The 11,170-nt window shown below is 46.3% G+C and carries 10 protein-coding genes; 4 read left to right on the top strand and 6 right to left on the bottom strand.

The features are described 5' to 3' along the window. Positions 1-110: 110 nt before the first annotated feature. The 4 genes from DEF30_RS07290 to DEF30_RS07275 form a co-directional block, all read right to left on the bottom strand. Entirely contained in the window at positions 111-863 is a 753-nt protein-coding gene (locus DEF30_RS07290; protein WP_074911296.1) for an amino acid ABC transporter ATP-binding protein, read from the bottom strand. A gap of 18 nt (positions 864-881) precedes the next feature. Beyond that, on the bottom strand, positions 882-1,541 hold the full coding sequence (locus tag DEF30_RS07285; protein ID WP_074911294.1) for an amino acid ABC transporter permease: 660 nt from the start codon (positions 1,539-1,541) through the stop codon (positions 882-884). A 29-nt stretch (positions 1,542-1,570) separates the two neighbouring features. Next, positions 1,571-2,383 carry an ABC transporter substrate-binding protein gene (locus DEF30_RS07280; RefSeq protein ID WP_294097714.1) on the bottom strand — a complete coding sequence of 271 codons (813 nt, stop codon included), beginning with the start codon at positions 2,381-2,383 and terminating at the stop codon, positions 1,571-1,573. Between the two features lie 738 nt (positions 2,384-3,121). Next, positions 3,122-3,520: a hypothetical protein gene (locus DEF30_RS07275; protein ID WP_294097712.1), complete on the bottom strand. Its 399-nt coding sequence runs from the start codon at positions 3,518-3,520 to the stop codon at positions 3,122-3,124. A 307-nt stretch (positions 3,521-3,827) separates the two neighbouring features. Here DEF30_RS07275 and DEF30_RS07270 point away from each other — a divergent pair, with 307 nt between their 5' ends. Together DEF30_RS07270 and DEF30_RS07265 are read left to right on the top strand one after the other, a co-directional pair. Further along, a complete protein-coding gene (locus tag DEF30_RS07270) occupies positions 3,828-4,544 on the top strand; it encodes a LytTR family DNA-binding domain-containing protein (RefSeq protein WP_294097709.1) in 717 nt (238 codons plus the stop codon). Between the two features lie 17 nt (positions 4,545-4,561). Then, a complete protein-coding gene (locus DEF30_RS07265; RefSeq protein WP_294097707.1) occupies positions 4,562-5,830 on the top strand; it encodes a GHKL domain-containing protein in 1,269 nt (422 codons plus the stop codon). Positions 5,831-6,226: 396 nt separating this feature from the next. Here the strand turns inward: DEF30_RS07265 and DEF30_RS07260 are convergent, their stop codons facing one another. Further along, on the bottom strand, positions 6,227-6,460 hold the full coding sequence (locus DEF30_RS07260; RefSeq protein WP_294097705.1) for a glutaredoxin family protein: 234 nt from the start codon (positions 6,458-6,460) through the stop codon (positions 6,227-6,229). A 204-nt stretch (positions 6,461-6,664) separates the two neighbouring features. Between DEF30_RS07260 and DEF30_RS07255 the strand changes: the two genes are divergently transcribed. Both DEF30_RS07255 and DEF30_RS07250 read left to right on the top strand, forming a co-directional pair. Beyond that, positions 6,665-7,636, top strand: coding sequence for a biotin--[acetyl-CoA-carboxylase] ligase (locus DEF30_RS07255; protein ID WP_294097720.1), 972 nt, complete (start codon positions 6,665-6,667; stop codon positions 7,634-7,636). Further along, a complete protein-coding gene (locus tag DEF30_RS07250) occupies positions 7,633-8,205 on the top strand; it encodes a biotin transporter BioY (RefSeq protein WP_294097703.1) in 573 nt (190 codons plus the stop codon). The genes DEF30_RS07255 and DEF30_RS07250 overlap by 4 nt, the downstream gene beginning before the upstream one ends. Positions 8,206-8,300: 95 nt before the next feature. Here DEF30_RS07250 and DEF30_RS07245 read toward each other — a convergent pair whose 3' ends face one another. Then, on the bottom strand, positions 8,301-10,721 hold the full coding sequence (locus tag DEF30_RS07245; protein ID WP_294097701.1) for a Cna B-type domain-containing protein: 2,421 nt from the start codon (positions 10,719-10,721) through the stop codon (positions 8,301-8,303). Positions 10,722-11,170 lie beyond the last annotated feature (449 nt).

The raw sequence follows: 11,170 nt of genomic DNA, 5'->3' as shown, positions 1-11,170 counted from the left end.
CTTTAGCTGTGGGAGTGTCAATATAACAGATTCAGCCTGAACGGACAGAAAAAAGAAGCGGATGTTTCCAAAATCACTTTGGAAACATCCGCTTCTTCTACTGTAATGCTTTATAACACTTTATTGAGGAACGCTTTGGTTCTGTCCATCTTCGGATGGTCAAAAATCTCCTCTGGTGTGCCTTCTTCCACAATCTGGCCTTCATCCATGAAGATGACTCTGGATGCCACTTCTCTGGCAAAGCCCATTTCGTGGGTAACTACCACCATGGTCATGCCCCCTTCTGCAAGCTTCTTCATAACTTCCAGCACTTCTCCCACAAGTTCAGGGTCTAAAGCTGAAGTGGGCTCATCAAAAAGCATGATGGTGGGATCCATGGCCAGAGCTCTGGCAATGGCCACTCTCTGCTGCTGACCGCCTGAGAGCTTATTGGGATACTCATCCTTCTTCTCATAGAGACCGACACTTCTAAGAAGGTCTTCCGCCTTCCTCACCAGATCTTTCTCCGAAAGACCTTTTACAAGAGCAGGAGCGATGGTGAGGTTCTGAAGCACCGTGAGGTGCGGGAAAAGATTGAACCTCTGGAACACCATACCAAGGTTTGTGCGGAGCTTTGACGCTTCTTTTTCGGAAAGCTTCAGAAGATCCTCCCCTTCCTCCATATGGCTGATGAGGTTGAATCCGATGAACACCTTTCCGGATGTGATGGTCTCCAGCTGATTCATGCAGCGTAGCATGGTGCTTTTGCCGGATCCGGAAGGACCGATGATGCAGACCACTTCTCCTTCTTCCACCGTCAGGTTGATGCCTTTCAAAACCTCCAGGTCTCCAAAAGACTTATGTACATTTTTTAGTTTAATCATAGCGCTTCCTTTCCTCCCCTATTCATAGACCGAGTACTTCTTCTCCAGCTTGTCAAAGACCAGCTGGATGATGGAGGTCACGAAAAGATAGATGACACCGGCATAGATGAAGTACACCCATTCTCCCGAAGAGTTGTTCATGACCTGTACGGTCCGTAGAAGATCAAATAAAGAAATGGACGCCACAAGAGAGGTGTCCTTCACCAAAGTGATGAGCTCATTGCCCAGAGGCGGAATGAGTCTTCTGTAGCTTTGGGGAATGATGATCTTGAACATGGCCTGATAATAAGACATGCCAAGAGCCTTTGCCGCTTCCATCTGTCCTTTGTCAATGCTCTGGATGGCACCTCGGAAAATCTCAGAAAGATAAGCCGCAGAATTTAAAGAGAAAGCGATGAAGGCTGCCAAAAGTGCAGGGATTCTCAAACTGACGCCAAAGACATCATAAGTGAACAGCGGCAGTGCATAATAAAAAACAAAAAGCTGCATGAGCATCGGCGTTCCTCTAAAAATCCAGACATAAAACCAGGCAAGGCCGTTTAAAGCCTTGCTCCTGGAAATTTTGAAAAGCGCGATGACAATGCCCAGAAGAATCCCAAAGAGGACCGAAACTCCTGCAATGAGGAGGGTTCTCTGTGTCCCTTCTACTATACCAAGGACCTGTTCTTGTGTAAGCAATGTACTAAGTCTCCTTCCAATCTATAAACTTATTCTACAACATTGAGCTCTTCGTCGATGTTGGAGGTGTAATCTCCACCCATCCACTTCTCAGAAAGCTCTTTCAGTTTTCCTTCTTCCTTCAGCTCCAGAAGTGCAGCATTGATCTTCTCCTGAAGAACGGTGTTGTCCTTCTTGATGGCTACAGCGATGGGCTCATTGGTCAGCATCACTGGAGAAATCTGGTAGCTTTCAGGCTCATTGGCCACATACTCGATGGCAACGGCATAATCCACAGCAATGGCATCCACGTGTCCCGCTTTCATGGCGGAGAAGGTCTGAATGATCTCGTCATACTTGGTCACTTCAAAGCCCACTTCCTCAGAATACTTCGCAGTAGCAGTATCCGCAGTGGTGCCCAGCTGAACACCCACATTAAGGTCCTTCAGATCTTCCAAAGAAGAAAGAACCGCATCTTCTTTTCTATTTAAGATGACCTGTCCATTGGCAAGGTAAGGCTTACTGAACAGCATGGTCTCCAGTCTCTTAGGGGTCATGCTCACAGCAGCCATAATGACATCATAAGCGCCTGAGTTCATACCGGTGAAGATGCCGTCAAAGGCTGTGGGCACAAACTCCACTTCCATCCCCAGCTTTTCTCCAAGGGCATTGGCCAGATCAATGTCAAATCCGATGAGCTCGTTCTTGTCATTGGTGAACTCAAAAGGAGGATAAGTTGGATCCGTACCGATTTTAAGAACAGTCTGCCCGCCTTCTCCTGTATTTTTATCCCCGCATCCAGCCAGGACGCCTGTTACCAGTAAAAGAGAAAGTGCCAGTGCTACATATTTTGCTTTTTTCATATTTCATACTTCCTTTCATTTCCATCACGTTTTGATTGAACAGTCTTGATTATAGCACAGTAAATTTCATAAATATACATTTACGTGAATTTTCATCCATTACAAACAATAGTGGCAATTTATTGGGAATATCTAAATCTTTAAGCGTTTTCATAAACAAATCTCACAGATACAGGGAAATTATCTGAAAATACCGAGGGTTCATCGATGAGATCATCTGTCTCTAAAACTGCATATGCAGTTTTTTATGCACTTTTTCTGCATAACAGTATAAACACTCCCAGAATCTGGCATAGCAGGCACAACATGCCTTCTTAATCACGTGAAGAGGTCATGACACAAACCACAAAAAGCATGAAGCCCTTCCGATTCCTCAGAAGGGCTTCATGGGTTATGATTCACAGGTATACTTCCCTGTGCATTCTACTGGATCCATCTGTCTAACTCTGGCTGCTTTCAAGTTCCTTTGCAGTACATCACTGACGCCTGACCGAAGACTTTTAACAAGGTTTCCCAAATCTTAAAGCTTCTTCCAGATCGCATGCACAATTGCACGAATGTGCAGCATCTCCGGCAGGAGGCGTTTTCTTAATTGCTTCACATGAATTCTCTGCATCAGCACTGAAAGAGGACCCCTTCTCGGTGTCCATCATCAGCCAGACCGGTAGAACAAACGGACATGGTTTGATTTATCCGATTTCAGAAAAAGCCTTCCGGCAATTTATCACGCTTTTGTTTTTATTTTTCTGAAACTAAATCTGAGTCTATGAAAATCGCTGCTGCATTTTTCTTCTTCTTGCGATTCCTCTGTTTCTTGTCATCTCGGTAAAGGAGGGTCAGATTCATAAAGACAAAAAGAACCAGCAGGACCCAGGACTTCACACTGCTGTTTCCAGTAGTCCAGGGCAAGATGCTGTGGGCTATGGTGGCGTCCTCAAAAGATGAGGCATGCTCCACAGGAATTTTTGTAGGTGCCATCTCTGCTTCCTTCCTCTGACTTTCTGACACTTCAGATTCAGAAGGAAAACTCCAGGAAAAAACCGGCTCCTTGAAAAGCCCTGACAGAAGAAGAATCAAACAGAAAACCGCCCCAAGACTTGTACTTAAAAATGCTCTCTTTATTGTCTGCCTACTCATCCGATGGTTCTCTCCTTGTTTCGGTTTGTTTTAAAGATGATATACAGGCAGCAACTCCTATACATCTCCCTGTTATTATTTTAAAATAGAAACCTCTTCTAAAAATCGCCACTTCGTGAAATGCATCAAAAACGGCGCGAACTGCATCAGAGTGGAAACATCTTTGTCTATGACGCTTCTCACTATAATCACAAGCTTATTTTCACGGTTTTTTCTTTCCAATGCCTCTGCACATCCTCTGCAGCAATTGAAAAAGGTGGCTACATATGTTAAGATTTCATCAATTCTAGAAAAAGGAGAGACTCCGATGCTTAAAATCGCTCTATGTGATGATGAAACAGTCTACTTGGAAACCACGGAAAAGCTCCTGAGAGAATGGTCCCGCACTGCCAGCATCCCCATGGAACTGGACTGTTTTGACCACGGAGATGCTCTTCTGGCAAAACACAGAATCTCACGCTACGATATTATTTTCCTGGATATTGTGATGCCTCTTCTCAGCGGCATGGACACTGCCAAAGAGCTCAGGCTTCTGGATAAATCTGTGAAGATCATCTTTCTCACCTCTTCTCCAGAGTTTGCCCTCAGTTCTTATTCCGTGCGGGCACTGGATTACCTCATAAAGCCCCTGTCCTACGATAAGATGCAGCAGGTCCTTGAAGAATGTGTGGCTCTTCTATATAAAGAGCCCGACAGCCTCACTTTGAAAACCCCAGGGGGATACCGTAGAATCTATCTCCATGACATTGAGTACCTGGAAGCCCAGAACAAGCGGGTTCTTTTCTATCTCTCAAACTCTGAGTGTCTGGAGGTGCTTCAGCCTCTTCATACTTTTGAAAGAGAACTTCCGGACAGCAAAGGCTTCTTTAAGTGCCACAGGAGTTATCTGGTGAATCTCAAAAACGTCCAGCATTTCAGCAGTGTGGAGCTTAGCACAAAATCCGGACGACAGATTCCCATTGCAAGAGGGTACGGGAAGCCCTTTCAGGATACCTATTTTGCCCTGATGTTTCAGGACCAGTGAAGGATGGTGGATATGAATTGTTAGAATTTATCCTAGGAATGCTGAACTCCAGCTCTCTGCTTGTCTTTGGCATCTTTGTCTCCGCAGCCATTCTCAGCATCCCCTTCACAAAAAAGAACATTCTGATCCTCTCCCTTCTATGCCTTGGCATCAACGTGGTACAGCTTCTGTTCTATTTTGATGGAGGGCTCCGAAGCGCCCAAAGAGTCTACCCTTTTCACACCCATCTGCCGAACCTGCTCTTTTTTGTCTTCTATTATAAAAAGAACGTTCTGCACAGCATCTACGCCATCACTTCAGCCTATCTATGCTGCCAGCTGAGTAAATGGCTGGGTATTCTGACCTATGCTTTATCAGGAGAGCTTTATGTGGAGTACGGGTTCCGCACCATAGCCACACTGCTCCTCGGACTCATCATCATCCGGTACTTTGCAGAAACTCTGTCCGTCATCTTGACAAAATCCAGGAAGACCATCGTCATCTTTAGCATTCTTCCTGTATCCTACTACCTCTTTGATTATACCGCCACGGTCTATACTGATCTCCTCTACAGCGGATCTCTTGTGATTCTGGAGTTCATGCCCTTTGTACTCTGCGTAGCCTATCTCATCTTCAGCTTGGTCTACTTCAAAGAGTATGAAGAAAAAATAGAAGCAGAACACCATACCCACCTGATGCATATGAAAAGAGACCAGTTCGAGAAAGAGATCGAATCCATGAAGCGCTCTGAATATGCGGTGGCCCTTCTTCGCCATGACATGAGACATTTTCTCACAAGCATCTCTTCCTTCATTGATCAAGAGGAACCCGAAAAAGCCAAGGAGTACATAAAAGAAGTCATGGCTTTGTCCGATAAGACCGCCCGGATGAAGTTCTGTGAAAATGAGATTGTCAATATGATCCTTTCCTCCTATGAATCCAAAATCAGGGAAGAGAGCATCCAGTTCAAGCACACCATCGAGCTTCCGGAAAAGCTCCCTTTTTCTGATGTGGACTTCACTTCCATCCTCTCCAACGGACTGGAAAATGCCATCCACGCAGTATCCGCTCTGCCTCTGGAAGAGCGCCAGATTTCCTTAAGCCTCAAAATGAAAGACGAGAAGCTTCTGCTCTCTATCAAGAACCCGTACATCAATCCCGTGGAACTGGAAGATGGCATGCCCAGTACTGCGGTGGAAGGCCATGGTCTTGGCACGAGAAGCATCCGCCATGTGACAGAAAAGCTCCGAGGCAACTGCCAGTTTCTTGCAAAAGATGGAGAGTTTGTTTTACGTGTGGTCCTATAGCTTCTCCTACTTCTTGCCCCTCTCCTTACCATAAAATGAAATGGATCAAACAAAATAAGGCTTCCTCACTGCGGATCCACCGATCCCAGCAAGGAAGCCTTATTTCTATGGAATGATTTAGCAAAAACCATTGCTACTGACTCACAGCTTTCTATGGCCACCGCACCGTCTCCTCTATAAAAAGAAAACCGTCCTGCTGGTGTCAAGGGAAAGCGCAGGGTTCACCCGGATTTGTTAAAAAATTACCAAAGATAGAATACTACAGATAAGACGCTCCTGTCAAGCACCTTACGCCTTCATTTCACCTAAAAAGCCCCATTTCCCATTGATTTCCAGAGAGTATGCACGAGAAAAAAAAGTAAACCTCCTGAGTCCTCAGTAGGTTTTGTATCAGACTTATACGCCCAAAAAGTAATTGATCCGTTCTTTGTCAAAGCCTACAATCATGGCTCCGCCAATATCCAGCACTGGAACGCCCATCTGATTTGTTTTCTGAATCATCTCCATGGCCGCTTCCCGGTCTCTGGACACATCTTTCTCTTCAAAAGAAACGCCCTTCTCTTTGAGATAGGCCTTCACTCTGTGGCACCATCCGCAGGTGGGTGTGGTATAAACAGTTACCTTTTTCATGATACTATTCTCCTTTCTTAAATACCCTATAGGGGTATATTAGCAAATATCCCCTTTTCTGTCAACTGGCCACCTGGTCTCCCTCTTTGAAGAATTTCTGTTCTTTCACTGTTTTTGAGTCAACCACTTTAATTTTATTGGTTGACTCAAAGAATACTTCCCACTATACTGAGAACTGTAAAAAAACAAAATGAGGTGAACGTGATGGTGAAAGACGAGCTGTTGAAGCTGCTGGAGGAAAACCGTGGAGAGATTCTGCCAGGAAACGATCTGAAGGATGCACTGGGTGTATCCCGAAATGCTGTGTGGAAAGCCATACAGCTGTTAAAAGAAGAAGGACACCATATTGAATCTATAAAGAACAAAGGCTACACCCTCTTGAAGGAGAGTGATGTCTTATCCGTCAGCGGTCTTCTGCAAGCTTTAGGAACATCGCCCACCTACCGTGTGGAAGTGTTGGAAGAAGTTCCATCCACCAACACCTATCTGAAAGAAAGCGACGGAAAGAAAAACAACACTCTGGTCTTTGCCAAAAAGCAGACCAAGGGCAGGGGGCGTCTGGGAAGAAGCTTCTTTTCGGAAGACCCCGGAGGACTGTATTTCTCACTTCTGAAGATCGAAGATCTTCCACGTTACAATCCCTCCTACGCCACCATCGCCTGCGCCCTTTCCGTACGGGATGCCCTTTCAGAAGTGTCCGGGCTTTCTCTCTCCATCAAATGGGTCAACGATATTTATTATGAAGGAAAAAAACTCGCTGGCATCTTAACAGAAGGCACCCTGGAAATGGAAACCGGAACCCTCTCCAGCCTCATTCTTGGCATAGGCATCAACGTCAACACGGGAAGTTTTCCAAAGGAGCTGGAAGACATCGCCACCTCTCTCTTCATGGAGACAGGACGCACCTACGTGAGGCAGGAAGTGGCCAGAACTGTTCTTTTCCACCTGGAGAAGAATCTTCTTCTCACAAAAGAAAATCCAAATGCACTTCTCGCCGCTTATAAAGAGCATCTGCTGTATATAGGCAAAGAAATCACCTTCCTCTACGATAAGAAGCTGCGGATGGGCATCCTGAAAGACCTCACGTCAGAAGGACATCTTCTGGTGGAGTCTGAAGGCTCCTACCTCACCCTCCACTCCGGAGAAATCAGCATTAGAAAAGGAGATCAAACATGATCACAAAGACCAGACAACCATTTCTCACCACAAAAGAACTGACCCTGCTTCCCCTTTTCACGGTACTCACCGCCGTGGGGGCATTCATCAAAATCCCCATCGGTGCGGTTCCTGTATCCCTGCAGACGGTGTTTGTGCTGCTGTCCGCACTTTTACTCGGCAAAAAAGCGGCCATATCCCAGGGACTGTACGTGCTTCTGGGTCTTCTGGGCCTTCCCATCTTCACCGGAGGAGGCGGCATTGGCTATGTCCTTACCCCTACCTTTGGCTACCTCATGGGCTTCATCGCAGCAGCCTTTATCGTGGGAAGCCTTCGGGACCTGACCAAGAAAAAAGACATCTTCAGTCTTTTCCTCTTCTCCATTCTTGGAGTCATTGTGATCTACACCATGGGTGTCACCCATCTTTATCTTCTGTCCCATCTCCTTACTGGAGGCAGCAGAATGCCCCTTGGGGCAGCCATAAAGTTTGGCGCACTGGTGTTTCTTCCCATGGATCTTCTCTGGTCTTTCTTCGGCGCAAGCCTTGCTGCAAGACTTCTGAAAAACCCTGGTCTTCGGCTATCCTAAAACCACAACGGAAAGAGCCTCCAACAACTGGAGGCTCTTTCTCTTTGTAGCTCATGATATTTACAGAAGTGAGCGGTTCTCACTTCTGATTTTCCTTATCTTTCTTTCCTCCGTCTCAATGCCTGGCTGCCCACCATGAGGCTGAACAGTCCCAGCACATAGAATGCACTGCTGGAGGCTTCTCCTGTCTGTGGAAGACTGTTGGTGTCATCGTCCTCAGGCAGTGGCAGTGGATCCACATCCTCAATTTCGCCAAATTCATTGACAATTTCAGTGGTGACTGTCTGATTCTTGTTAAAGAGAATCACCATGCGGTTGATGTTTCCCAGCTCATAGCCAGCGGGTGCTTTGATCTCCACCACTCTATAAATGCCAAGAGGCAGCATCATGGTGGCTGTACCATCTTCGCCAGTAGTCAGAGTGCCAAGGACCTCTCCTTGTGAAGTACGCACTTCAAAAACAGCTCCGGAAAGCGGCTGATTGATGTCATTGACCTTCAGAATCCTCAGGGTTGCTCTCTGCTGAATGTTCTTGATGTTATAACCGCTGTATTCCACATCATAGCCCATGAGATAGTTCTCTTTCACGCTGTAGCTGTATGGCATGCCCATGTCGTCAAACCCAGGCACATCCTCAAAGGTGTAGAGCCATTTGTCTTCTTCGTTCTTCGTGACCGTCTTCTCCTCCATCTTCTCCTCACCGCGGTAGAGCGCTACTGTAATGGAGGCTGGTCTTCCTCTTAAGTCATCCCAGGTCTTTTCCCCAGAGATGTCGATAAGTTCTGCTCTTCTGTTGATGAGATCATATCCTTCGCCCTGAAGGGTCTCATATCCAGGAACAGGTTCCTCTTTCACCGTGTAGCTGATGGGATTCTCCTCGCTGTCATACTTCGGTGCTTTGAAGCTGTAGGTCCAGCTGCCTTCCACCTCTTTCACGGTTTTGGTGTCCACCGTCCTATCGCCATCCATGAGATGCACCGTAATAGATTCTGGCCTGTCTTCTCCATCATCCATCCAGGTTTTCTCACCGGAGATGGTGACATACTCGATGATGCCGATCCATTTGTTCGTGACCGTCATGCCCTCCACAGAAGCTTCATAGCCTTCAGGCACTTCCTCTTCCATGACCTCATAAAGATGCTTCTCAAAGGTCTCCATATCATACACAGGAACGGTTCTCTTCTCTTCCCAATCTGGTCCTGCCATGATCAGGGTCTCATAGTGCTCTCCATCCTGATGAAGCATGATCTCCAGGGTCTGTGGTCTCATTTCCAGAGACTCATCCACCCAGACCTTCTTGACGGTAATCTCTTTCTCATTGGTGAAGGTATTCACGATCTTCATGGAAAGGGTCTTATAGTGCTCGCAGTCTTCTTCTCCTTCCATGGTCCTTGCAGCTTCCACAGGCATACCTTCTTCATAGGTGGTGACATAGCCTTCCAAGGGCTCTTCTTTCAGCGAGTAACTGATCTCTCCCTCTTCATCATATTGAGGGACAAGAAATGCTTCTTTCCAGTTCTCTTCTTCTGACAGCATCCGTTCTTCGCCATAAACAGCGCCATTTGCCAGCACTTCATAGGTGATGGATGCTGGTCTGATTTCCTCCACATCCTCCATCCAGATTTTCTCCACAGAAAGCATCATGGCTTTGTGGTTATGCAGATGGAAGGTGTTTCCGTCCTTCTCTACAATACCGATGTATCCGTGGGGCACTTCTTCCTCCACCGTATAGGTGATGGCATTTCCATCCTGATCTTTACTGGGCAGATACAGCTGAAGCTCATAGCCTGTTCCTTTTAGTAAAGGCAGGTATGCAGCGGTTTCTCCGTTGGCAAGAAGCGTTGCAACGACATAATGTGGTCTTAATGGGTCCTCCCCGTCATACCAGTGTTTTTTAATGGTCAGCATTTTAAGGTTCTCATTCAGCATCTCCAAAGGATCGATCCCTAGAAGTTCTACGATGCCTGCAAGAAACCCCAGGGGATGTGAACCATCGTCAGGCAGGTCCAGCCCCATACAGAAATACTTCATCCATTCCATGTACTGCATAAAGTTCAGGGCACCCAGATCCCCATGATAGGTGGAAAGATCCAGGGTCTTCTCTAATACAGGTACAGGCGTCTTCTCCTCAGGAAGATCCTCCTTACTCTCTTCTACTGGAACCTCCTCAATAGGCAGCTCCACTTGCTCCTTTTCCTCTGAAGGAGGTGGTGGTTCTTGAGCCTCTACAGGAGGCAACGTTTCCTCTTCTTTCACCACTTCTTCAGGCAGTTGTTCTTCCATCTCTTCTTGTGGCAGTTCTGCTGCAGGTTCTGTTTCCTCCACTGGCAGCATTTCCTTCTCTTCTACCACCACTGGCGCTTCTTCTACGGATGCTTCTTCCAGCACAGCCGCTGGGGGTGCCTCTTCGGAAGGCTCTGAATGGTCCTCCGCTTTAATGGACAGTCCGCTCGGAATCAGCAGAAAGGCAGTCAGAAGAATCCCCAGAAAGACTCTGATGCTCTTGTTTCTTTTCATCTTTCTCATCCTCCGTGATCGTCAAAGAAATAACATATTGGATATGTGGCAACACCCTATTTCACCAGAAAGCAACAACCAAAGCTCTTCTATTTCTATATCCCCATTCTATGTCACCCTCTACAGGAGTTCAAGGGAGCCTCTCTTCTTCCCTTCCCGGGAGAACTTTATCCTGTGGATAGTTGACAGTTTGATCTGCATCATATGAAAAATTTATGTACAAATTTAGAAATCCATGATAAAAATTTAACTCGCCATGTTCATTTTTTCATCTGTATTTATACACTCGTGATGACTATCCGCTTTACTTGCCCCTATAACAGATAAATTTGGACCAATCTATGCTCACGGTTCAAGTGGTAAATTCTCTATGAATTTTCCCGATGCGTTTTTTCCCATGAAAAAGAGCCTTGGAGTAGGAAAGGCATTCTCCTCTCCCCTCTAAGGCT

Source organism: Proteiniclasticum sp. (assembly GCF_003514505.1).
Classification (GTDB): Bacteria; Bacillota; Clostridia; order Clostridiales; family Clostridiaceae; genus Proteiniclasticum.
Note: the sequence above shows the minus strand (reverse complement) of the source record. Positions and strands in the feature narration are given on the sequence as shown.

Bases quoted from the DNA above. Each gene is read 5' to 3' on its own strand.
- DEF30_RS07245 (WP_294097701.1), bottom strand. From the start codon at position 10,721: ATGAAAAGAAACAAGAGCATCAGAGTCTTTCTGGGGATTCTTCTGACT.
- DEF30_RS07290 (WP_074911296.1), bottom strand. From the start codon at position 863: ATGATTAAACTAAAAAATGTACATAAGTCTTTTGGAGACCTGGAGGTT.
- DEF30_RS07255 (WP_294097720.1), top strand. From the start codon at position 6,665: ATGGTGAAAGACGAGCTGTTGAAGCTGCTGGAGGAAAACCGTGGAGAG.
- DEF30_RS07270 (WP_294097709.1), top strand. From the start codon at position 3,828: ATGCTTAAAATCGCTCTATGTGATGATGAAACAGTCTACTTGGAAACC.
- DEF30_RS07260 (WP_294097705.1), bottom strand. From the start codon at position 6,460: ATGAAAAAGGTAACTGTTTATACCACACCCACCTGCGGATGGTGCCAC.
- DEF30_RS07250 (WP_294097703.1), top strand. From the start codon at position 7,633: ATGATCACAAAGACCAGACAACCATTTCTCACCACAAAAGAACTGACC.
- DEF30_RS07280 (WP_294097714.1), bottom strand. From the start codon at position 2,383: ATGAAAAAAGCAAAATATGTAGCACTGGCACTTTCTCTTTTACTGGTA.
- DEF30_RS07275 (WP_294097712.1), bottom strand. From the start codon at position 3,520: ATGAGTAGGCAGACAATAAAGAGAGCATTTTTAAGTACAAGTCTTGGG.